At 76.3% G+C, this 21175-nt stretch carries 19 protein-coding genes and 1 pseudogene; 11 read left to right on the top strand and 9 right to left on the bottom strand.

Annotation, left to right across the window (positions count from 1 at the left end):
• The first annotated feature begins 204 nt into the window (after positions 1-204).
• The gene (locus AB0O09_RS10920) at positions 205-1305 is read left to right on the top strand and encodes an ROK family glucokinase (RefSeq protein ID WP_363541238.1); all 1101 of its coding nucleotides are present in this window, start codon (positions 205-207) and stop codon (positions 1303-1305) included.
• 82 nt (positions 1306-1387) lie between these two features.
• Here AB0O09_RS10920 and AB0O09_RS10915 read toward each other — a convergent pair whose 3' ends face one another.
• Positions 1388-3019, bottom strand: a complete 1632-nt coding sequence (locus tag AB0O09_RS10915; RefSeq protein ID WP_363541236.1) for a CocE/NonD family hydrolase — start codon at positions 3017-3019, stop codon at positions 1388-1390.
• 218 nt (positions 3020-3237) lie between these two features.
• On the opposite strand from AB0O09_RS10915, the gene ggt reads away from it, so the two are divergent.
• The 3 genes from ggt to AB0O09_RS10900 all read left to right on the top strand — a co-directional run bounded on the left by ggt (position 3238) and on the right by AB0O09_RS10900 (position 6704).
• Complete coding sequence (gene ggt / locus AB0O09_RS10910) at positions 3238-5034, top strand: gamma-glutamyltransferase (protein ID WP_363541234.1); 1797 nt, start codon at positions 3238-3240, stop codon at positions 5032-5034.
• Between the two features lie 138 nt (positions 5035-5172).
• Positions 5173-5976 (top strand): exodeoxyribonuclease III, encoded by an 804-nt coding sequence (locus AB0O09_RS10905; RefSeq protein ID WP_344627974.1) that lies wholly within the window; start codon positions 5173-5175, stop codon positions 5974-5976.
• Between the two features lie 158 nt (positions 5977-6134).
• Positions 6135-6704, top strand: coding sequence for a hypothetical protein (locus AB0O09_RS10900; RefSeq protein ID WP_363541232.1), 570 nt, complete (start codon positions 6135-6137; stop codon positions 6702-6704).
• Between the two features lie 37 nt (positions 6705-6741).
• Here the strand turns inward: AB0O09_RS10900 and AB0O09_RS10895 are convergent, their stop codons facing one another.
• The gene (locus AB0O09_RS10895) at positions 6742-7449 is read right to left on the bottom strand and encodes a lysoplasmalogenase (RefSeq protein WP_363541230.1); all 708 of its coding nucleotides are present in this window, start codon (positions 7447-7449) and stop codon (positions 6742-6744) included.
• 238 nt (positions 7450-7687) lie between these two features.
• Here AB0O09_RS10895 and AB0O09_RS10890 point away from each other — a divergent pair, with 238 nt between their 5' ends.
• On the top strand, positions 7688-9079 hold the full coding sequence (locus AB0O09_RS10890; protein WP_363541228.1) for a DUF2398 family protein: 1392 nt from the start codon (positions 7688-7690) through the stop codon (positions 9077-9079).
• A gap of 30 nt (positions 9080-9109) precedes the next feature.
• On the opposite strand, the gene AB0O09_RS10885 is transcribed toward AB0O09_RS10890, so the two are convergent.
• Together AB0O09_RS10885 and AB0O09_RS10880 are read right to left on the bottom strand one after the other, a co-directional pair.
• Positions 9110-9316: a cold shock domain-containing protein gene (locus tag AB0O09_RS10885; protein WP_363541226.1), complete on the bottom strand. Its 207-nt coding sequence runs from the start codon at positions 9314-9316 to the stop codon at positions 9110-9112.
• Positions 9317-9395: 79 nt separating this feature from the next.
• Entirely contained in the window at positions 9396-9581 is a 186-nt protein-coding gene (locus AB0O09_RS10880; RefSeq protein WP_363541224.1) for a hypothetical protein, read from the bottom strand.
• Positions 9582-9737: 156 nt separating this feature from the next.
• Between AB0O09_RS10880 and AB0O09_RS10875 the strand changes: the two genes are divergently transcribed.
• Positions 9738-10844, top strand: coding sequence for a sulfite oxidase (locus tag AB0O09_RS10875; protein WP_363541222.1), 1107 nt, complete (start codon positions 9738-9740; stop codon positions 10842-10844).
• Positions 10845-10856: 12 nt separating this feature from the next.
• Here the strand turns inward: AB0O09_RS10875 and AB0O09_RS10870 are convergent, their stop codons facing one another.
• The 4 genes and pseudogenes from AB0O09_RS10870 to AB0O09_RS10855 form a co-directional block, all read right to left on the bottom strand.
• Entirely contained in the window at positions 10857-11162 is a 306-nt protein-coding gene (locus tag AB0O09_RS10870; protein ID WP_363541262.1) for a carbohydrate-binding protein, read from the bottom strand.
• A gap of 75 nt (positions 11163-11237) precedes the next feature.
• Positions 11238-12041, bottom strand: a pseudogene (locus AB0O09_RS10865) (Tat pathway signal sequence domain protein); the annotation flags it as partial.
• 134 nt (positions 12042-12175) lie between these two features.
• Entirely contained in the window at positions 12176-12805 is a 630-nt protein-coding gene (locus tag AB0O09_RS10860; RefSeq protein WP_344628313.1) for a TetR family transcriptional regulator, read from the bottom strand.
• Positions 12806-12853: 48 nt separating this feature from the next.
• Entirely contained in the window at positions 12854-13765 is a 912-nt protein-coding gene (locus AB0O09_RS10855) for an acyl-CoA thioesterase II (protein WP_363541220.1), read from the bottom strand.
• A 123-nt stretch (positions 13766-13888) separates the two neighbouring features.
• Between AB0O09_RS10855 and AB0O09_RS10850 the strand changes: the two genes are divergently transcribed.
• From AB0O09_RS10850 to AB0O09_RS10830, 5 genes are all read left to right on the top strand, one after another.
• Complete coding sequence (locus AB0O09_RS10850; RefSeq protein WP_363541218.1) at positions 13889-15265, top strand: SWIM zinc finger family protein; 1377 nt, start codon at positions 13889-13891, stop codon at positions 15263-15265.
• Positions 15262-17865, top strand: a complete 2604-nt coding sequence (locus tag AB0O09_RS10845) for a DUF6493 family protein (RefSeq protein WP_363541216.1) — start codon at positions 15262-15264, stop codon at positions 17863-17865. The genes AB0O09_RS10850 and AB0O09_RS10845 overlap by 4 nt, the downstream gene beginning before the upstream one ends.
• Positions 17866-17935: 70 nt before the next feature.
• A complete protein-coding gene (locus tag AB0O09_RS10840) occupies positions 17936-18469 on the top strand; it encodes a helix-turn-helix domain-containing protein (RefSeq protein WP_363541214.1) in 534 nt (177 codons plus the stop codon).
• A gap of 64 nt (positions 18470-18533) precedes the next feature.
• Entirely contained in the window at positions 18534-18914 is a 381-nt protein-coding gene (locus tag AB0O09_RS10835) for a hypothetical protein (RefSeq protein ID WP_363541212.1), read from the top strand.
• Positions 18915-18971: 57 nt separating this feature from the next.
• Positions 18972-19901: a DUF389 domain-containing protein gene (locus AB0O09_RS10830; protein ID WP_363541210.1), complete on the top strand. Its 930-nt coding sequence runs from the start codon at positions 18972-18974 to the stop codon at positions 19899-19901.
• Positions 19902-19925: 24 nt separating this feature from the next.
• On the opposite strand, the gene AB0O09_RS10825 is transcribed toward AB0O09_RS10830, so the two are convergent.
• Entirely contained in the window at positions 19926-21116 is a 1191-nt protein-coding gene (locus AB0O09_RS10825; protein WP_363541260.1) for an MBL fold metallo-hydrolase, read from the bottom strand.
• Positions 21117-21175: the final 59 nt, after the last annotated feature.

The following is a 21175-nucleotide window of genomic DNA, read 5'->3' as shown; positions in this document are numbered from 1 at the left end:
TGAATCCCCCGCGCGGCCCAGCCCAGTTTGCCAGCCCCCTGACCGAATCCCTCGAACGGGGCAGCACCTGCGGTCATTCGGATGAGGATTCGCCGGCAGTCGCGGCCGTGCCCGGACCGGACCCCGCAGCCGCGGCCGGACGCGGGAGGATGGCGGAGAGAGCGCCGGCGCCCCGCCGCCCGACCCGAAGGAGCCACCGCCCCCGTGACCAGCCCGCACAGCACCCAGCGGCCGGCCGTCCTGCCCACCCTGTTCGGCCTCGGGCCGCGCAGCGCCGACCGCCGCCGGCGCGCCCTGCCGCCCGGCGTCCTGCGGCTGCCCACCGTCGGCGTGGACATCGGCGGCACCAAGGTGGTGGCGGGCGTGGTCGACGGCGAGGGCCGGGTGCTGGACCGCGTCCGCACCGAGACCCCGCACAAGAGCAAGAGCCCCACGGTCGTCGAGGACGTCATCGTCGACCTGGTGCTGCAACTCGCCGACAAGCACGACGTGCACGCCGTCGGCGTCGGCGCCGCCGGCTGGGTGGACGCCGACCGCTCCAAGGTGCTCTTCGCCCCCCACCTCAACTGGCGCAACGAGCCGCTGCAGGAGGCGCTCAGCGAGCGGCTGCGCTTCCCCGTCGTGGTGGAGAACGACGCCAACGCGGCCGCCTGGGCCGAGTGGCGGTTCGGCGCCGGCCGCGGCGAGGACCACATGGTGATGATCACCCTGGGCACCGGCATCGGCGGCGCGGTCGTCCGGGACGGCTTCGTCGACCGCGGCAAGTACGGCCTGGCGGGCGAGTTCGGCCACATGCAGGTGGTGCCCGGCGGGCACCGCTGCCCGTGCGGCAACCGCGGCTGCTGGGAGCAGTACTCCTCCGGCAACGCGCTGGTCCGCGAGGCGCGGGGGCTCGCCGCCGAGGAGTCGCCCGTCGTCCAGCCGCTGCTCGCCCGGGCCGGCGGCACCGCCGAGGGCATCACCGGCCCGCTGGTCACCGAGGCCGCCCGGGAGGGCGACGCCGTCGCCGTGGAACTCCTCTACGAGGTCGGCCACTGGCTGGGCGTGGGCATCGCCAACCTGGCCGCCGCCCTGGACCCCGGACGGTTCGTCATCGGCGGCGGCGTCTCCGAGGCGGGCGACCTGCTGCTGGGCCCGGCCCAGGACGCCTTCAAACGCACCCTGACCGGCCGCGGGTTCCGGCCCGAGGCCGGCATCGTGCACGCCGCCCTCGGCAACGAGGCCGGCCTCGTCGGCGCCGCCGACCTGGCCCGCCAGGTGGCCCGCCGCTTCCGCACCGTCAAACGGCGGAAGCGGTTCTCCTGACGGAGGAAGGGGCGGCGGAGGGCACATCAGGGGCGCGGGAGGTGCCCCCACGCGCCCCTGGGTGCTGCCCCCAAAGGTCCCCCTACTTCAAGGGCACCGAGACCCAGGACGGGTCGTCGGCCGGGGAGCCGAAGGCGAGGGTGGCGAGGGGCGGGTTGTGGGTGATGTAGAGCGGGTCGACGCAGTCCACGACCAGGGCGAGGCGGTGGCCGGCCGGGACGTCGTAGGCGGTGGCCTGCATCCGGACGTCGGCGGTGAACCGCTCGCCGGGGGTGCGGCCGAGGAAGGTGTACGGCGCGTGGGCAACCAGGCGGCCGGTGCCGAGGGCGTCCACGTCGTACAGGTAGGCGACCAGGCTGCCCTGCCCGGCCGAGGGCGTCACCCCGAGGTGCAACCGCACCGACCCGCGGACCCGCTGCGCGGAGCCGTACGCCTCGGACTGCCAGACGGCCGCGACCGGCCGGGGGAGCAGCGGCACCGAGACCGTGGGCGGCACCTTGAGGAACTGTTCGGCCAGGTTGGACAGGAAGATCACCCCGCCGTCCGCACCGGAGTCGAGGGCGGTGGAGACCGGCGTGGTCCAGCCGGTGCGGGCGGGGCCGGCGGAGAGCGGGCCGGTGCCGAGCCGGTCGCGGTCGCCGAGGTTCAGCGTCCTGGTGGAGCCGGTGACGGACCGCCAGTCGGGGTAGTCCTCGTAGCCGTCCTGGAGCTGGGGCCTGATGTGGACGGGCGGCTGCCGGTCGATGCCGTTGTCGACGCCCTTGAGGTGGTGGTCGAGCCAGGCCCGGGTGTCCGTCCAGACGTCGTTGGGCAGGCCGGCCAGGCCGGTGGCCTCGGCGGTGGCGTGGTCGCCGGGCCGCAGTTCGAGGCGCTTGGGGCCGGTGAGCCGCTCGTAGAAGTCGGTGAGCTGGTTCGGCGGGAAGATCGAGTCGCCCCAGGCGTTGGCGAGCATCACCGCGGTGCCGTTGTCGTTGAGCCGGTCGACGTAGGTGGCCGCGGAGCGCTGCGCCGCCCAGGCGCGGATGGCCGGCTCGTTCTCCCAGTCGCTGCCGAAGTAGCGGGTGAGGGTGGTCCGCAGTTCGTCGCCCGGACGGCCGGTCAGGTACCCGGCGACGGCGAGCAGCCCGGCGGACTGCAGGTGCTGGGTCTCGTCGCTGAACAGTGAGTCGGCGAGGTCGGCCCAGCCGCTGAGGGCGGCGACGGTGCGGATCCGGGGGTCGAAGGCGGCGCCGAGCAGGCTGATCCCGGCGCCGTAGGAGATGCCGGCCAGGCCGATCCGCTGCGGATCGGCGGTGGTGTGGGCGAGCGCCCAGTCGACGACCCGGGAGACGTCGGCGACGTCGGGCGGCCCGGCCACCTCGATCTCGCCGCCGGAGCCCCAGAAGCCGCGCGGGGTGTAGGAGACGACGACGTACCCCCGGGCGGCGAAGGCGCGCGCCTGGGCGAGGTACTCGAGGTCGTTGAGGCTCCAGCTGGACGGCAGGACGAGCAGCGGGTGGTGGTCGGCGCCGTCGCCGGGCTCGTAGACGTTGCCCTTGAGGACGGTGCCGCCCTCGCCGGGGATGTCGGTGAAGCGGAGCACCGGTGAGGCGTCGGCCGCGGCGCGGGCGGGGGAGGCGAGCGGAACGAGGCCGATCGGGGCGGTGGTCAGCAGGGCGGTGGCCAGCGCGAGGGCGGCGGCTCTCCGGCGTGCGCGTGCAGGCAGTGCAGGCATGGGGGCACTCCAAGGGACCGGTCTGCGGGGTGGGGGGGTGGGGGTGCAGGACCGAGCTGGTTCACCGGACGGTAGCTTGTTGGACGCGATGTCAGTAACGGGTCGGACGGTATCGGAGCGATAACGAAACTACTGACGGGTAGTGGCCTGAGGCGCTGTTGTCCTGTCCACCGCACCTGTGGCAGAACGGATAGTTGACGCTGCCTCAGGAGGCCCGCATGAGAGCTCTGGCCCGAATCGCCCCGCCGATCGCCCTCGTCGGCTGCCTGGTCCTCGGCGCCGTCGCCCCCGCCGGGGCGGCCCCCGCTGACGCGTTACGGAAGACACCGGAGGCCGTCGGGTGGGGCGGCGCCGTCGCCAGCGTCGACGCCGACGCCACCGCCGCAGGCATCGAGGTGCTGCGCCGCGGCGGCAACGCGGTGGACGCCGCGGTCGCCACCGCCGCCGCCCTCGGCGTGACCGAGCCCTACTCGGCCGGCATCGGCGGCGGCGGCTACTTCGTCGCCTACGACGCCCGCACGGGCCGGGTCTCCACCCTGGACGGCCGGGAGACCGCCTCCCGCACCGCCGACACCTCGCTCTTCCTGGACGCCGACGGCAAACCGCTGCCGTTCGCCGACGCCGTCACCAGCGGCCTGTCGGTCGGCGTCCCCGGCACCGCCGCCACCTGGGAGAAGGCCCTGAAGCTGTGGGGCACCCGTCCGCTCGCCGAGGTGCTGCGCCCGGCCGAGCGGATCGCCGACCGCGGCTTCACCGTCGACCAGACCTTCCGCGACCAGACCGCCGCCAACGAGGCCCGGTTCCGCGACTTCCCGGCCACCCGGGCGCTCTTCCTGCCCGGCGGTGCGCTCCCGGTGGTCGGCTCGACGCTCCGCAACCCCGACCTCGCCGCCACCTACCGCCAGCTCGGCCGGGACGGCACCGCGGCGCTCTACCGCGGCCCGATCGGCGCCGACGTGGTGAACACGCTGCAGCACCCGCCGGTCGACCCGGCCTCCGGCCGCACCGCCCGCCCCGGCAAGGTCGACCGCACCGACCTGGCCGCCTACCGGGTGCTGGAGCAGAAGCCGACCAGGGTGGCCTACCGCGGCACCGAGGTGTACTCCATCGCCCCGTCCTCCAGCGGCGGCACCACCGTCGGCGAGGCGCTCGGCATCCTGTCCCACTCGGACCTGGCCCACCTGGACGCCACGCAGTACTACCACCGCTTCCTGGAGGCGTCCCGGATCGCCTTCGCCGACCGCAACCGCTGGGTCGGCGACCCCGCCGCGCAGCCCGTCCCCACCGACCGGCTGCTCTCGCCGGCCTTCGCCGCCGCCCGGGCCTGCCTGCTCGACCCGGGCCGGGCGCTGACCAGCCCGCTCGCCCCCGGCGACCCGTACCACCCGGCCGCCTGCGGCTCCGCGGGACCCGCCGCCACCGAGGCCTACGAGGGCCCGAGCACCACCCACCTGACCGTCGCCGACCGGTGGGGCGACGTCGTCTCCTACACCCTCACCATCGAGCAGACCGGCGGCAGCGGGATCACGGTGCCCGGCCGGGGCTTCCTGCTCAACAACGAGCTGACCGACTTCTCCTTCACCCCGGTCGCCCCGGGCGTGCCCGACCCCAACCTGCCCGGGCCCGGCAAGCGGCCGCGCTCCTCGATCTCGCCGACGATCGTGCTGCGCGACGGGCGGCCGCTGTTCGCCGCCGGGTCGCCCGGCGGGGCCACCATCATCACGACCGTGCTGCAGGTGCTGCTCGGCCGGATCGACCGCGGGTTGACCCTGGAGCAGGCGATCGCCGCGCCGCGGGCCAGCCAGCGCAACGCCGCCACCACCGCCGCCGAGGCGGGCTTCCTGGCCCTGCCGGAGCGGGCCGGCCTGGAGGCGCTCGGCCAGGTGCTGGCGGCCTCCCCGGAGATCGGCGCCGCGACCGGCGTGGAGCGGTTGCCGGACGGCCGCTGGCGGGCGGCCGCGGAGCCGGTGCGCCGCGGCGGCGGCTCGGCGGCGGTGGTGCGGCCCGCCCGCTGACGGCCCGGGGTTGTCGGCGCCGGGCGGTATGTTCGGGGTGGGCGTCCGCCGGGCGCCCGCCCCGTTCGCGCGCACCGCCCGAACGGCCGTCCGCACCGTGTCGACATCGAGCCCGTACCACCGGGGAGGCCGCCCGCCGTGACCGTCCGCATCGCCACCTGGAACATCAACTCCGTCACCGCACGGCTGCCCAAGCTCCTGGAGTGGCTGGAGAGCGCCGCCCCCGACGTGCTCTGCCTGCAGGAGCTCAAGTGCGCCGCGGACGCCTTCCCCCACGAGGAGGTCCGGGCGCTCGGCTACGAGACCGCCGCGCACGGCAGCGGCCGCTGGAACGGCGTCGCGGTGCTGTCCAAGCTGGGCCTGGAGGACGTCGTCCGCGGCCTGCCCGAGCAGCCCGGCTACCAGGCGGACGACGCGCTGCTGCCCGAGGTCGAGCCGCGCGCGATCGGCGCCACCTGCGGCCCCGTCCGGGTCTGGTCGGTGTACGTGCCGAACGGCCGCGAGGTCGACCACGCGCACTACCGCTACAAGCTGGCCTGGCTGGAGACGCTGCGGCAGTCCGTCCTGGAGGACGCGGCCGGCGAGCGCCCGTTCGCGGTGCTCGGCGACTTCAACATCGCCCCGAGCGACGAGGACGTCTTCGATCCGGCGGCCTTCGCCGGCCTGACCCACGTCACCGAGCCCGAGCGGGCCGCGCTCGCCGCCCTCCACGAGGCCGGCCTGCAGGACGTCGTGCCCCGCCCGCTCAAGTACGACCGCCCGTACACCTACTGGGACTACCGCCAGCTCGCCTTCCCGAAGAACCGCGGCATGCGGATCGACCTGACGCTGGCGAACAAGGCCTTCGCCGACGCCGTCACCGACAGCTACGTCGACCGCGAGGCCCGCAAGGGCAAGGGCACCTCGGACCACGCCCCGGTCGTGGTCGACCTGGAGGTCTGAGACGGCGGTCCGCACCCGCAGTGACGGTGCGGACCCGAACGGTCGCGTGCGGTGGCCGCGCGGGGCGGTGCTGCCTAGCGTCGGGCGTGACCGGGTGCAGCCGACCGACCACGGGGCGACCCCGCCCCCGGCCGCATCCGAGAACCTGGAGGTCCGGCATGCGCATCCCGCGTACCGCCGCCGTCCTCGGCACGACCGCCCTGCTCGCCCTCGCCGCGCCGACCGCGCACGCCGCGCCCGCCGTGCCCGCGAAGGGGCCCGAACCGGCCAAGGTCACTCCGGCGCAGGCCGCCCCCGGCGAGAAGGTCACCGTCAACGTGGTCTGCCCGGGCAGCACGACGAAGACCATCACAGCCAGCTCGAAGGCGTTCACCGGCGGCACCGTCACGCTGACCGCGGGTCCGAACGGCACCTACACCGGCAGCATCGCGCTGCTCTCGGCGACCGAGCTCACCCTCACCGAGCAGGTCACCGAGAAGCCCGCCTCCTGGGGCGTCGACGGCAAGTGCCCCAACGGCGACGCGTTCACCGGCACCGTCGGCGTGCTGGCCCCGCTGACCCCGGCCGGCCACGGCACCGCGGCGCCCGAGCCGCACGGCAGCGTGGCCACCGGCGTCGGCGGCTCGGTCACCGGGACGAGCCCCCGGGAGCTGGCCACCGGCGGAGCGCTGGTCGCCGCCGGCCTCGGCGGCTTCTGGCTGCTGCGGCGCCGCGCCCCGCAGTCCTGATGCCGGCCGGTGCCCGCCCGCCCGGCGCCCCGTCCGATCAGGCCGGGGCGCCGAGCCGTGCCGCGTCGGCTCCGTCGGCGGCCCGCGGCTCCGTCCGGGCCTCCTCGGCCCGCAGCGCACCGCGCGCCAGCAGGTACTGCGCGGCGATGTAGGTCGCCATCACCAGCACGTTGTGGCCGGGCAGCAGCTTCCAGCCGGCCAGCCGGACGGCGATCAGGCTGTCCGACAGCAGGAAGAGGCCGCCGCCGATCCCGGTCGCGAGCCCCAGCCCGGCCGAGGAGACCGCGGTGGACGCCAGTAGCAGGCTGTACGCCGCCACCGGGATCTGCAGCCCGCCGAGGTCCGGCCAGAGCTGGGAGATCATCGCCGCCCAGGCCGCCGCGTAGCCCGCGGCCACCAGCAGGGTCCGCCGCCGGTCCGTGAACGCGCCCTGCCCGGCGAACATCGTCACGTACGCGACGTGCGCCGCCGCGAAGGAGCCCATCCCGGCCAGGAAGGCGGTGTCCCCGCCCAGCTGCAGCAGCACGTCGCCCGCGCCGCTCGCCAGCAGGGCCGGGGCCAGCAGCTTCGGCGCCCGCTCCGCGGAGGCCAGGCTGTGCGCGGCCAGCAGCGGCATCAGGGCCGGCTTGGTGGCGTTCTGCAGCACGGTCGCGCCGGTGGCGATCGCCCCCAGGTGGGCCGCCGAGGTGGCGGCGAAGGCGGTGACGAGGCCGCGCGCGGCGCGCAGTCGTGCGGAGACGGTCATGCGGGGGTGCCCTCCGGGCTCTCGGCCGGTCGAAGACGATCAGGATGCCACGACGGTGAGCAGCGCGAAGGCGGGTACGGACGACCGCGCGACGTCGGGCAGGTTCGGCATGCGAGGACCCTAGGGGACGCCGGGCAGTGGCGGAAGGGGGAGGTTACCCGCCCGTAGCGGCGGTTGCCCGACCGACCGGCGGAGGCGTGCCGTCCGGCCCCGGCCACCGTCTAGGCTGGGCTCCGACATGGAGCAGCACGAGTACGCGACCGGCGCCCGCGGGGCGGCCGGCGGCGTGGCGGACGGGCGCATGGGCGGGGCGGGGCAGCTCACGGCCCACGCGCTCACCGGCGCGTACCCGCAGGCCGAGCTGCTGGCCCGGCGCTTCGCCGACGCCGACGAGGCGGACGCGCACCGGCTGTTCACCGCCGTCTTCGGGCTCTACCCGGCCCGGCACCTCGGCGGCCGTCCCGCCGAGGTGCACGGCCAGGCCGCCGGCACCAGCTGGTGGCACGGACCGACGGTCCACCGGGCCGCCTCGGCCGCCCGGCCCCGCGGTCTGCGACGCGCCCGCCCCGACACCCCGCCCGGACGCGTCCCGGCCCCCGCCGCCCCCGGCCGGCACCGTCGGCCCGACCGCACCCGGGCCGCCGCGCAGGGCGCCGCCGCGGGCGAGCGCCGCACCGCGGCCCGGCTGCTGCTCGCCCACCCGCTGGTCACCCCGGACGGCCCGCACGGTGCCGGCTTCCCGCTGATCCTCCGTCACGCCGACTGGCTGACGGAACGGTTCGGCGAAATCCTCGGCTACCCCCTCACCGTCGGCCCCGCCCACGCCCGGCTGCACAAGGCCCCGCTGGCCGACCGCGCCGTGTCCGGCTTCGGGCCCGACGGGTACGCCGCCCTCGTCCTCGCCCTCGGCGCGATCGCCGACCGGCGGGTGCCCGACCTCGAACGGCCCGAGGTGCCCGCGCTGCTGACGGACTGGCAGGTCGCCACCGCCGGACCCGACGGCGGCCTCGCGCTCGACCGCGAGCTCGCCCGCGCCCTGCTCGCCGCTCCGGCCCCGCCCGCGGTCGGGCCCGCCGGCACCCCGGCGCTGGCCGTCCGCCGGCTGCTCGCCGAGAACCCGGTCGTCCTCACCGACGAACTCGCCGCCCCGGAACGTGCCTGGCTGCTCGGCCGGCTGACCGCCGAGGCCGAGCTGTTCGCCGACTTCCTCGGGCTGGAGGCGGAGATACGCGCCGAGGGCATGGCCCTGCTCGACCCCGCCGACGAACTCTCCGACCTCGCCGACGGGCCGCTCGCCGGCATCGCACTGCTGGTCGCCGAACGCCTGGTGGAGGAGCTCCGCCCGCTGCCCGAGGAGGCCGCCCCGCCCGCCGTCCTCGTCCCCGACGCGCTGATAGACGGCGCCCTCGGAGACGTCACCGACGACCACGGGCTGCCCGAACAGCCCGAGTGCGACTACCTCGCCGACCGCACGGCCCTGCGCCGCGACGTGCTCGGCCTGCTGCACCGGATGCAGCTGATCGCCCCGGCCGGCCGCAACTGGGTGCTCCGCGCCCCCGCCGCCCGCTACGCCCCGCAGGCCGAACTCCACCCCGCCCCCGGCGGCGGCCGTCACTCCCGCAGCGACTGACGCCCGGCCCGGGGCGGCGGAGCGGGCTCCTCACTCCACGGCGCGGACGTGTTCGGCGACCTCGCGGAACTCCTGGACGGTGACGTCGTACTCCACCCGCTGGCCGTCGGCCAGCACGTGCTCGGGGGCGTCGACGATGGAGTCGTAGTAGACGGTCAGCTCCGGCCCGCCGTCGTCGGGCTTGATGTAGCCGTAGCCGTGGCCGCGGTAGTACGTCCTGACAGTGCCGGTGGCCATGGGACCACCCCCTCGCTCAGGGGTCGGTGTCGATGACGGCAGTATCGGCCGCAGGCCCGCCCGGCACCACTCGATCGGCTCAGCGGGCCGCCTGCACCGCCTCGGTGCGCTGGTGGTGCCGGACGGTCTCCGCGGTGGCGGCCACGCCGAGGGTGCCGAGCGCGACCGATGCGGCGACGGCCGCGCAGGCCAGCCACCGCCGGTGGCGGCGGGGGAGCGGGAAGCGGGTGTCCCGCGGGGGAATCGGGGCGGATGGTGCGATCATGCCCCGGAGCGTGGCAGACCGGTGTGAAAGGCCGGCCACAACCGGGTGAAGTCCCGGCGGAAGATCGACGTCGAGTCCGTCATCGCAGGTCAGGGCCGGTCCGTGCGGGAGCCGCGGTGGGCTGCCCGCACCCGTCCGGAGTACTACCGTGGAGCCGTGACCCCCGGAACGTCCGACGGAGGGGGCCGCGGGATCGTCAAGCCGCTGCCCCCGGAGTGGTTCGTGCCGCACGACGGCAACGCCGAGATGCGCTGGGACGCGCCCACCGGCCCCGGCCCGCACACCCCGAACGAGCGGTTCTTCGTCCGCAACCACACCCGCACCCCGCGGATCGACCCGGACACCTGGCGGCTGCGGGTGCACGGCAGCGGTCTGCGCGGCCCGGGCGCGGTCTTCTCCCTCGCCGACCTGCACGCCCTGCCCGCGACCACGCTGGACGCGGTGCTCGAGTGCGCGGGAAACGGCCGCCGGTTCTGGGCCGAGCAGCAGGGCACCCCCGCCCCGGGCACCGCCTGGGGGCTGGGCGGCGTCGGCATGGCGGCCTGGCGCGGCGTCCCGCTCGGCGTGCTGCTGGAACGGGCGGGCCTCGGCCCGGCGGCGGTGGACGTGCTGGCGGTGGGCCTCGACCCCGAGTACCGGGTGGGCGGCCGCAACCTCGGCCGGGTGCGCCGCCCGCTGCCGCTCGCCAAGGCCCCGGAGGACGTGCTCGTCGCGTACGGGATGAACGGGGAACCGCTGCCGCCCGACCACGGGGCACCCGCCCGGCTGGTCGTGCCGGGCTGGGTGGGGGTGGCCTCGGTCAAGTGGCTCGGGTCCCTGGAGGTCTCGGACCGGCCGCTGGAGTCGCCGTGGAGCACCGAGTTCTACCGGCTGTTCGGCCCCGGGCAGCCGGCGGACGGCGGTCCGGCGCTCACCCGGCAGTCCGTCAAGAGCGCCTTCGAACTGACACCCGGGGCGGTGCTGGCCGCCGGCCGCACCCACCGGCTGCACGGCCGCTCCTGGTCGGGGGCGGCCGCCGTCCGCGCCGTCGAGGTGAGCACCGACGGCGGCCGCGTCTGGCGGACGGCCGAGCTGCTCGACCCGCCGAGCCGGTACGGCTGGCGGCGCTGGGCGCTGGACTGGCGCCCCGCGGCGCCCGGCCGCTACGGGCTGCGCGCCCGCGCCACCGACCTGCTCGGCCGCACCCAGGGCGCCGAGGCGCCGTTCAACCGCGAGGGCTACCTCTTCGACGCGGTCGTGGTGCACCCGGTGGAGGTGGTCTGAGGGCGCCGCGGGTCAGCCGAGTGCGATCCGCTCCAGTCGCGGCGCGCCCGCGGCACCGACGGCGGTGACCCGGACGGTGTTGGGCCCCGGCCGCAGGGTCACCGGCAGCGCCACCGTCTCCCAGCGGTCCCACCCGCCGGTGGGCCGGAAGGCGCGTGCGGCGACCACCCGGCCGCCGTTGACGGCGACGTCCATCGGCCGGTCGGCGGCACCGCCGTTGGCGTAGCGCAGCGAGAGGGTGGCGGCGGCCGGGGCGCCCGCCTCGACCGTCCACTCGGCCCCGGCCCCGGCACCGCCGTCGAAGGACGCCCAGGACATCCCGGACGGGTCGGTCTCCAGCCGTCCCCGCCGCAGCACGGCCTCCTCGGCCCGGTAGGTCCCGGACGGGCCGGGGACCAGCTGGTAGCCGCGCATCGACCGGATCAGCAGGTGGCAGTCCTGCAGCGAGCCGGAGGTGTCGCCGAGCGAGCGGTAGATGCCCCACTTGGGGCGGACCCGGTCGGCGAGGAAGGTGTCCACACCCTCCTTCGCCGCGTCGACCAGGGTCGTCCCGCCGCTGCGCAGGATCCAGCGGACCGTGCCCTTCGAGCCGTCGCCGATCCTGATCCGGAAGTCCACGTCGACCCAGCGGTCGTGCAGCGCCGCCAGGTCGGTCCGGCCGACCACCACCCCGGACTGCGGCAGGGCGAGTTCGACCGTCTCCCTGCCGCCGACCCGCCGCAGCGACTGCACCACGATCGGCGCGGTGCCGTTGCCGGGCTGCTTCATCTGCATGATGTGGGTGAAGGTCGTGGTCGCCCGGAGCGAGGACGGGACGTACACCGCGTAGGTGGTCCGCCAGGTCTCGCCGGCCCGCCACTCCAGCGGCGGGCCGCCCGCCGGACTGCGCATCCCGGTGACCTCGTGGCGCTGCCGGTCGGTGGCGGAGTCCCGGTCGACGGTGTGCATCGTCCAGCGGTACGCGTCGCCGTCGGTGGTGATGTGCGGCCGGGCGGACGGGTGCGAGCCGGCCCGGTCGTCCTCGACGGTCTCGAAGGCGCGCAGTCCGTCGAAGGCGGGGGAGGGCGACCAGCGCAGCTGCCAGCCAAAGACCGACGGGGCGGCCGGGGTCTCGCCGCGGGCGGCCATCTGGAGCCCGGCGGAGGCGGCGCCGCCGAGCGCGGCGCCGAGCAGCAGCCGGCGGGAGGGCGTGTTCATGACAGGGCTCCTGGTGGTCGGGCGTGCGGCGGGGGTCCCGGGGCTGGCCGGGGCGGAGTCCGTCCAGCGTCGGGGCGTGCCGGGCCGCGGTCAAGGAACGTCAGGAACGCTTACGCCCGATTTAAGACTCGCCGTCAGGCCGCCGGATCGGCCGCCTCGTACGGCGTCAGCACCAGCCGCACCACGTCCTCCAGCCGTCGGCGGGCGTCGTCCAGGGTGGTCCGGCCGGTCACCCAGGCCGTCAGCTCGCCCTGCCAGGCGTGCCCCACGATGTGCCGAACGACGTCCCCCGTGCTCGGCGGCACCTCGGACATCACCGCGCGCAGCGCCGCACCGTCCGCCTTCGCCATCGCCTGCAGCGCCTCGCTGGCGAACGGGTCGGTGGACGCCGCCACCGACACCCGCAGCCGGGCCAGCTCGGGCTGCCGCTGGTAGGCGCGCATGCCGTGCCGGACGAAGCGCACCATCCGGTCGCTGGCCGTGAGCCCGGCCCGGCGGCCGCGCGCCTCACCCACCAGGTCGGTCAGCAGCGAGTGGTGCCACTCCGCGATCGCGGCCGCGAGCAGGTGGTCCTTGGACGAGAAGTAGCGGTAGGTCGTCCCGAGGGCGACCCCCGAGCGCTCGGACACCTGGCGCATCTGCAGCCGCTCGACGCCGATCTCGGTCACCAGCGCGAGCGCGGCCGCGATCAGGTTCCCGCGGCGTTCCAGCTGACGGGGCGACATCGCCTCCACCGGACGGGGTGACAGGTCAACCTTGGTCACCTTCACCATGATAGGGCCCGGGGTCCCGCACGGGTATGACGCGATCGGTCACGGACGGGTCGCGCGCGCCTCCCGCAGCAGCGTCTCCTGCACCGCCGAGGCCACCAGCAGGCCGTCCCGGTTGTAGAACTCGCCGAGCGCCAGGCCCCGTCCGTCCGAGGCCGAGGGGCTGCGCTGCGCGAACAGCAGCCACTCGTCGGCCCGGAACGGGCGGTGGAACCACATCGCGTGGTCCAGCGAGGCCAGCAGGGTGCGCCGCGGCTCCTTCCGCCCGAAGCGGTGCGGCTCCAGGTGCAGCGCCGTGGTCGAGGCCAGCGTCAGGTCGGACAGGTAGGTGAGCGCGCAGACCTGCAGCAGCGGGTCGTCGTCCGGCAGCGGGGTGCCCGTCCGCAGCCAGACGAACTGCTGCGGCACGCCCGGGAGCTCGGCCGGCATCCCGGGCGCGTCGGCCGGCAGGAAGCGCATCTCCAGCGCACGGAAGCCGGTCGACTTCGCGAAGTCCTCCGGGTTCGCCCGCTCCCAGGCCACGAACGGGTCCGGCAGCTCCTCCGGCCCCGGCACCGGCGGCATCGTGCGCTGCCGCTCCGTCGAGGACTCCGGGCGCTTGAACGACGCCGACATGGTGAAGATCGCCTCGCCGCGCTGAACCGCCGTCACCCGGCGGGTCGCGTACGAGGAGCCGTCCCTGACCCGGTCCACCTGGTAGACGATCGGCCGGGTCGGGTCGCCGGGCCGCAGGAAGTAGCCGTGCAGCGAGTGCACCGACCGCTCCGCGCCGATCGTCCGCCCGGCCGCGGTCAGCGCCTGCGCGGCGACCTGGCCGCCGAAGGCGCGCATCGGCGCGCCGGCATGGCACCGACCGCGGAACAGGTTCTCGTCCAGTTCCTCGATCCGCAGCAGTTCGACGAACGGGGCCACCTGGTCGTCGGCCGGCATCCCCTGGTCCATGGCGTCGTTCACCGCCCCATACTGGCAGATCGCCCCCGCAGCGCGGTGTGACCTGGGTTACCCGTGGTGCGTCGGTAGAGTAGAACGTGTTCCATAAGCGATGGCCTGTCAGTCCCCGCACCTAGCGTCCTCGCCATGACGCAAGCCGTGCAGACGTACGCCTACCTGCGCCCCTCCGCGGTGCACCGGAACACCGCCGGGCGCACCCTCGCCCTGGAGACCTCCGGCGGCGCCGGCCCGCTCGGGGCCACCGCCAACCCGCGGTTCTTCAGCGGCTTCCTGACCTCGCCCGCGGCCGCCGCGGCCGCCCTCCTCGCGGTGGCCGACGTCGCCGCCGCCCGCTACTACCAGCCGCAGCTGCGCGCCTCCCTCGACCCGGTGGTCACCGCCGGCGGCGACCGGCTGCGCTTCGAGTCCTTCTCGGGCTGCTGCGGCGTGCACGCCCGCCTCGACGTCCTCGCCGACGGCCTGGACGGCGACGACCCCGGCCACGGCACCACCAACGTCGACGTCAACAACCCGCTCCGCGAGGGCCTGAGCCGGATCGGCGCCGGCGAGCCGCTGCACCTGGCCGTCGGCCCCGACGCCCTGGAGGTCACCACCCTCGACGGCCCGATGGTCGAGAAGAAGGTCCCGCTGCCCGAGCGCTGGCTGCGCGGCTTCGCCGAGACCCAGGTGCTCACCGCCGGCTTCGACCTGCGCGCCGACCTGCCCGCCGCCGAGGCCGTCCGCTTCCTGCGCACCCTGCCCCGCACCGGCGGCCGCGGCTCCACCACCGGCTGGGTCGTGCCGGCCGGACGCACCCTGCGTCCGACCAGCCGCCCGGTGCCCGGCGCCGTCTGCCTGCCCGGCCCCGAGCGGCTCGCCGCCCTGCAGCGGGTCCTGCGGCACGCCCTCGGCCTGCGGGTCTACGGCCCGCCCGCCGCGGCGGCCCCCGGTGCGTCCGCCGCCTCCGCCTGGGAGGTGGTGCTGCCCGGGATGCGGCTCACCCTCACGCTCTCGCCCGACGCCTCGCGCGGCTTCTCCGGCGAGGGCGGGGTGCTCACCGCCCTCGCCGCCGAGGGTTCCGCCGAGGACGCCGAGCTGATCGCCACCCTGCTCGCCTGGGAGCCCAGGATCGACCCGGCCGAACTCGCCGCCCAGTCCGGGCTCACCCTCGGGCGGGTCCGTGCGGCGCTCACCCGGCTCGGCACCGCCGGCCAGATCGGCTACGACCCCGCCGACGCCGCCCACTTCCACCGCGTGCTGCCGTACGACGCCGGGCGCGCCGAGGCGCACAACCCTCGGCTGCGGGCCGCCCGGGCGCTGGCCGCCGCCGACGCCGTCCGGCTCGGCGACGGCCTCGCCGAGGTCACCGTCGGCGACCACGTGCAGCGGGTGCGCACCGGCGCCGACGGACAGCTCGGCTGCACCTGCCTCTGGTGGGCGAAGTACCGGGGCGGGCGCGGGCCGTGCAAGCACGTGCTCGCGGTCGGCCTGGTCCGCGCCGGACAGCCGGAGGCCGCGCGATGAGCGTCGCCGACCTCGCCCGCAAGGGAGACACCGCGGCCGTCGCCGCCGCCCTCGCCGAGCTCGCCCCGGAACAGCGCCGCGCCGAGGTGCCCGCGCTGCGCGCCCTCCGCAAGGAGCTGCGGGACAGCTGGTCCGGCTCCCCGGACCGGTGGACGGCCCTGCTGGTGGCCGGCGCCGGCTGCCACACCTCGCCCACCGCGGCCGCCGAGTGGATCGGCAGCCGGGTCTTCGAGGACCGCGCCGGCTGGCGCAACCCGCTGCTCGTCGAGGTGATCGAGCGTCAGCCCGTCGAGTGGCGGCAGGTCGTCACCGCCCGGCTCGCCGAGCGCAGGGCACCCGGCTGGGGCTGGTCCGAGCACTTCCCGCTGCTCGAGTACCTCGTCCGCTCCACCGGCAGTCCGGTGCCCGCGACCGACTCCTTCACCACCCAGTGGGTGCGCGAGCGGTCCCGGCCCGAACCGCGCCACCGCGCCTTCGGCGACCTGCCGCCCGGCCGCGACCTGCACGCCCGGCTGGTGGCCGACCCGTTCACCCCGGTGCTCGCCCCGCGGGTCTTCGAGGTGCCCGACCTCGCCGGCGAACTGGAGGGCCCCTGGGTCGCCCGGGACGACTCCGAGCGCTGGCCCGCCGTCCTCGCCCGGCTGGCCGCCGACGGCGTCCTCGACCGCGCCGACCTGCTCGACCGCTGCCTCGCCCGGCTGCTGCGCGGCGGCGGCCGCCCCAACGACCACCGGACCTACCTGGCGGTCCTGCGGGCGCTGGCCCCCACCGCCGACGAGTACGCCGAGCGGGCCCGCACCCTGCTGGCGCTGCTCTCCGGCCCGTCCACCACGGCCGCCCTGGCCCAGGAGGTGCTCGCCTCGCTGGACGCCGCCGGCCGGCTCGACCCCGAGGTGCTCGACGAGGCGAGCCCCACCGTGCTGTTCCGGACGGAGAAGAAGCTCGTCCGCGCCCAGCTCGGCTGGCTCGACCGGGCCGCCCGCACCGCGCCCCACCGGGCCGGGCCGGTGGTCCTCGCCGCTGCCGGCGCCTTCGGCCACCCCGACCGCACCCTCCAGGAGCAGGCGCTCAAGGTGGTCGCCCGGCACCTGACCGCCGCCGGCACCGCCGTCCTCCCCGAGCTGCGGGCCGCCGCCGAACAGCTCGACCCGGCCCACCACCGGCGCGCCGCCGAGCTGTTCGGCGCCGAGGTGCAGGCCGAGGAGTACCGGGAGCTGCTGCCGCCCCCGCCGCAGCCCCGGCCGGTGCCCGCCCCGATCGCCACCCCGGCCGAACTCGCCGAGGAGCTCGGCGCGGTGCTCGCCGGGGACACCGGCCTCGTCCCCTGGGAGTGCGTCCTGGACGGGCTCGTCCGGCACGCGCACACCGACCGCGCCGCCCTCGCCGAGGCCCTGGACCCGGTGCTGAGGGCCCACCCCCACGCGCGGGACCTCGGGCTGATCGCCGAGGCCGCCGCCGGCCGGATGACCGTCGACCGGGCCCGCCAGGTCGCCGACCGCTCGTACCGGCACGGCAGCTTCCGCACCGCCTGGTCCACGCCCTTCGACCAGCAGACCGCCGCCCGGCTGGAGGAGGCCGTCCTGCGGCTGGTCACCCGCCCGCTGCCGTACCTGCTGGCCACCCCGACCGACTCCACCGGATCCATCGACCCCGTCGTCCTGGTCGAACGGCTCGCCGGGTACGCCGCGCTCGGCGCCGACCCGGGCCCGGTCGACCTCGGGCAGGCCCTGCTGCGGGTGGTACCCACCACCGAGCCCGCCGTGATCGCGGCCGCCGCGGCCGTCGGCACCCCGGCCGGCGACCGGCTGGCCGGCTGGCTGCGCGAGGGCGGCCTCCCGCGCCGTCCCACCGTGGTGCGGGCGCCCTCCGGCGGGCGCGGACGGGACGGCCGACGGCTCTCCACCACCCGCCGCCTGATCGACCAGGAGGCCGCCGACGCCGGTCTGCCCGAGGACGCCGAACGGCTGCTCGACGCCGCCGACCGGCACCTCCGACGGCGCGACGTCTGGTGGACCCCGCCCGCCCGCGAGCAGTGGACGGCGGTCCTGCCGCACCACCGGGAGGAGACCGCCGCCCGCCTCATGGAGCGCTTCGCCTCCGCGGCGGACCTCGACGTGCGGGGCGGCGCAGACCTGCTCCCCGCCCTCGCCGAGGCCGGCGGCCCGGCCGGCCCCGCGATCCACCTCGCCCTGGCCTACGGCCTCGGCGCCCGGCACCCGGAGGACCGCACCGCCGCCGTCGACGCCCTGCTGGTGCTCGCCGCCCGCGGCGACCTGGACGGCGCCCTGCTCGGCCACGAGAGCGCCGAACTCGTCGCCCTCGGCCCGGTGAAGCCCAACCGCCTCACCGAGTCGCTGCGCGCCGCCGCCGACACCGGTGCCCACGGCACCGTCTGGTCGGTCCTCGTGGCCGCCCTGCCCCGGCTGCTGGCGGGCGAACCGCCGCGCGGCGTCGGCGAGCTGCTGGCGGTGGCCGCCGACTGCGCCCGCCGCTGCGCCGCCCGCGGCCCGATCCCCGAGGTCACGGCCCTGGCCGCGCGGGGCGGCAGCTCCCGGGCCGTCCGCGAGGCGGCCGCCCTGCAGGAGGTGCTGGCGGGCTGACCCGGCCGTCCCCCGGTTGTTGAACGATCGTTCTTGACTGACCGTTCTTCAATTCGCTAACGTTCCGGCCATGGGACGACCACGAGCCTTCGACGAGGACGAGGCCGTCGAAGCCGCTGCCCGGCTGTTCGCCGCGCACGGCTTCGAGGGCACGTCGGTGGACGACCTGGTGAGCGCGCTCGGCGTCCACCGGGGCAGCCTCTACAAGGTGTTCGGCAGCAAGCGCGGCCTCTACCTGGCCGCGCTCCGCCGCCACCTCGACCGGGACGTGCTGCCGCTCACCCGGGCGGTCGCCGGGGCCGCGGACCTGCCCGCGGCCCTGGCACAGGCCGCGGCCGCGTACGACAGCGGCCCGGCCGCCGGGCTGCTGCTGCTCTCCGCCGCCGAGCGGGCCCCGCTCGACCCGGACACGGCCGCCCTGGTCGAGGAAGGGCTCGCCGCGCTGGAGGCCGCCTTCGCCGGGGTGCTCGGCGACGGCGCCGCGCCGCCGCTGGCCGAGGCGCTGGCCGCCACCGTGCTCGGCGTGCGGCTGCGCGGCCGCGCAGCCGAGGGCCGCCCGGGCGCGGCCGCCGTCCTGGCGCTGGCCGACCGCCTCACCCGCTGACCACCCGCACCCCTCCCCGCACGCCTCACCGCCGCACGCTTCACCCCACCCGAGGAGCCATCAGATGGCACAGCTGTCCGTCGTCGACGACACCCTGATCGTCGAGGTCGAAGGACTCGACAAGCTCTGGGCGTTGAGGAGCCGTCTGGAGATCCCGCTGGCGAACGTCCGCGGCGCCACCGCCGACCCCGGCATCGTCCACGAGTCCAAGGGCATCAGGATGGGCGGCACCCACCTGCCCGGCGTGATAACCGCCGGGACCTTCCGCTCCCAGGGCGAGTGGGTGTTCTGGGACGTGCACAACCCGGCCGGGGCCGTGGTCGTGGAACTCGCCGACGAGCGCTACAGCCGCCTGGTGGTCGAGGTCGCCGACCCGCGCGCCGCCGTCGCCCTGGTCGAGGCCGCGATGCGCGCCCACGCCGCCGCCCGCCCCGACCGGGCCTGATCCCCGCGCGGGCCCTAGGGTGGGCGCGTCCGACCGGCCCGCACCTCCGGAGCGTCCGTGCTTCACCTGCGTCTGATCGTCCCCACCGACCTGCGGGACCGTGTCCTGCAGGCGCTCGACGCCTCCGTGGGGGCGACCCACGTGATCATCCTGCCGGACTCGGCGGTCCGTCCGGAGGGCGACGTCGTGCTCTGCGACGTGGCCCGCGAGGCCGCGGACGAGCTCCTCGGGGCCCTGCGGGCCATCGGGCTGGCCGAGCGCGGTGCGATCAACGTCGAGGAGGTCGCGCTGACGATCTCCGCCGCCGCCGACCGGGCCGAGGAGGAGGCACCCGGCGAAGGCGCCGACGCGCTCGTCTGGGAGTCGGTCTCGGAGATCACGCACGAGGAGTCCACCCTCACCGCCGTCTATCTGGCCTTCCTGACGGTGGCGACCATGCTCGCGGCCTGCGGCGCCGTCCTGGACAGCGCGATCCTGGTCGTCGGCGCGATGGCGGTCGGGCCGGAGTTCGGCCCGCTGGCCGGGCTCTGCGTCGCCCTGGTGCAGCGCCGCGGCCGACCGGTCCTCCGGTCGCTCAACGCCCTGGTCGTCGGCTTCGCCGTCGCCATGGTGCTGACCGTGGGCTTCTGCTTCCTGATGGACCAGTGGGGACTGTTCACCAAGGAGATGTTCGAGGCCGGCAGGCCGAACACCTCGTTCATCTGGAAGCCGGATGCCACCTCCTTCGTGGTGGCGCTGCTGGCCGGCGTCGCCGGACTGCTCTCGCTGACCTCGGCGAAGGCCGGTGCACTGGTCGGGGTCGCCATCTCCGTGACCACCGTGCCGGCCGCTGCCAACGCCGCCGCCGCGGTGGCCTACGGCGACTTCGCGCAGGGCCGGGGCTCGGCGGTGCAACTCCTGCTGAACATGCTGGGCATCGTCATCGCGGGTGTCGCGACCCTGGTGGTCCAGAACGTCGCCTGGAAGGCCGTCCGGGCCCGCGGCTGAGCGCCCGCCCGTCCGGCCCCGTCCTCAGACGGTGATCCCGTCGTCGTCCGCGGTCGCCGCGGGGCGGCGGGACGCGGACGGCGCCGGAGCGGCCGGGGCCGCGGGCACGGTCGGGCCGCCGTCCCCGGGCACCCGGGCGACCGCCCGCCACCACAGGGTCGGCGCCGGCGGGTCGGCCGGCTCGAACGGCGCACCCGGCCGGGGCACCGCGAACCGCACGCCCAGCGCCTGCGCCGCCGCCACCGTCCGCTCGGCCGGCTCCTCCCACGGGTGCGGCGCCAGGTTGAAGGTGCACCAGTGGATCGGCAGCATCAGCCCGCCGTCCAGGTCCAGGTGCGCCCGCACGCCCTCCTCGGGCGTCATGTGCACCTCGGGCCAGAAGTCGCTGTACGCGCCGATCTGCACCATCGTCGCGTCGAACGGTCCGAGCCGGCCGCCGATCTCGGCGAAGCCGGGGAAGTAGCCGGTGTCCCCGCTGTGGAACAGCCGGTGCTCGGAGCCGGCCACCACCCAGGACGCCCAGAGCGCGTACGGGTGGGTGCGCGGCCCGCGGCTGCAGTAGTGCCGGGCCGGCGTGGCGGTCAGGGTCAGCCCCGCCACCTCGGCCGACTCCCACCAGTCGAGCTCCACGATCCGCTCCGGCGGTACGCCCCAGTGCTCCAGGTGCGCGCCCACCCCGAGCGGGACGGCGAACACCGCGCCGCTCGCGTCCAGTGCCTTGATCGTCGGCATGTCGAGGTGGTCGTAGTGGTCGTGCGAGACCACCACCACGTCCACCGGGCCGAGTTCGGCGAGGCCGATCGGCATCGGGTGGAGCCGCTTGGGGCCCGTCCAGGAGAACGGCGAGCAGCGCTCGCCCCAGACCGGGTCGAACAGCACCCGGCGGCCGTCCAGCTCGGCGAGCACGGTGGCGTGGCAGAGCCAGGTCAGCCGCAGGCCGGAGGCGGGCGGCGCGGCCAGGTCGATCGGGCGCAGCGGGTGCAGCGGGACGGGGGCGGCCGGCAGCCGGCGGGCCCGGTCGCCGGCGAGCTGGGCCCGGCTGACCGAGAGCGGTGACTGCCCGTCGGCGAGCCGCCGGGTCGGGACGGGGTTCTGGAAGGCTCCGTCGCGGAACTGCGGCGAGCGCCGTACGCGCTCCAGCCGCTCGCCCGTGGGATCGGCGCCGAAGGCGTCCGTCCGGATCCGATGCCAGGTGCGGCGCGGCAGTCGTCCGATGCCTCCGCCGTCGGTGAACGAGGTGCCGAACCATGCGGCGAGGGCGGCTGCGCGGGAGA

The sequence above is a fragment of the Kitasatospora sp. NPDC093679 genome, assembly GCF_040683455.1.
Lineage (GTDB): Bacteria > Actinomycetota > Actinomycetes > Streptomycetales > Streptomycetaceae > Kitasatospora > Kitasatospora arboriphila.
This window is presented reverse-complemented; position numbering and strand designations above follow the sequence as displayed.

Excerpts from the sequence above, each read along its gene's own strand:
- AB0O09_RS10840 (WP_363541214.1), top strand. The coding sequence starts at position 17,936 with ATGGGACGACCACGAGCCTTCGACGAGGACGAGGCCGTCGAAGCCGCT.
- AB0O09_RS10900 (WP_363541232.1), top strand. The coding sequence starts at position 6,135 with ATGCGCATCCCGCGTACCGCCGCCGTCCTCGGCACGACCGCCCTGCTC.
- AB0O09_RS10850 (WP_363541218.1), top strand. The coding sequence starts at position 13,889 with ATGACGCAAGCCGTGCAGACGTACGCCTACCTGCGCCCCTCCGCGGTG.
- AB0O09_RS10880 (WP_363541224.1), bottom strand. The coding sequence starts at position 9,581 with ATGATCGCACCATCCGCCCCGATTCCCCCGCGGGACACCCGCTTCCCG.
- AB0O09_RS10895 (WP_363541230.1), bottom strand. The coding sequence starts at position 7,449 with ATGACCGTCTCCGCACGACTGCGCGCCGCGCGCGGCCTCGTCACCGCC.
- AB0O09_RS10845 (WP_363541216.1), top strand. The coding sequence starts at position 15,262 with ATGAGCGTCGCCGACCTCGCCCGCAAGGGAGACACCGCGGCCGTCGCC.
- AB0O09_RS10870 (WP_363541262.1), bottom strand. The coding sequence starts at position 11,162 with ATGTCCTGGGCGTCCTTCGACGGCGGTGCCGGGGCCGGGGCCGAGTGG.
- AB0O09_RS10885 (WP_363541226.1), bottom strand. The coding sequence starts at position 9,316 with ATGGCCACCGGCACTGTCAGGACGTACTACCGCGGCCACGGCTACGGC.
- AB0O09_RS10835 (WP_363541212.1), top strand. The coding sequence starts at position 18,534 with ATGGCACAGCTGTCCGTCGTCGACGACACCCTGATCGTCGAGGTCGAA.
- AB0O09_RS10915 (WP_363541236.1), bottom strand. The coding sequence starts at position 3,019 with ATGCCTGCACTGCCTGCACGCGCACGCCGGAGAGCCGCCGCCCTCGCG.
- AB0O09_RS10890 (WP_363541228.1), top strand. The coding sequence starts at position 7,688 with ATGGAGCAGCACGAGTACGCGACCGGCGCCCGCGGGGCGGCCGGCGGC.
- ggt (WP_363541234.1), top strand. The coding sequence starts at position 3,238 with ATGAGAGCTCTGGCCCGAATCGCCCCGCCGATCGCCCTCGTCGGCTGC.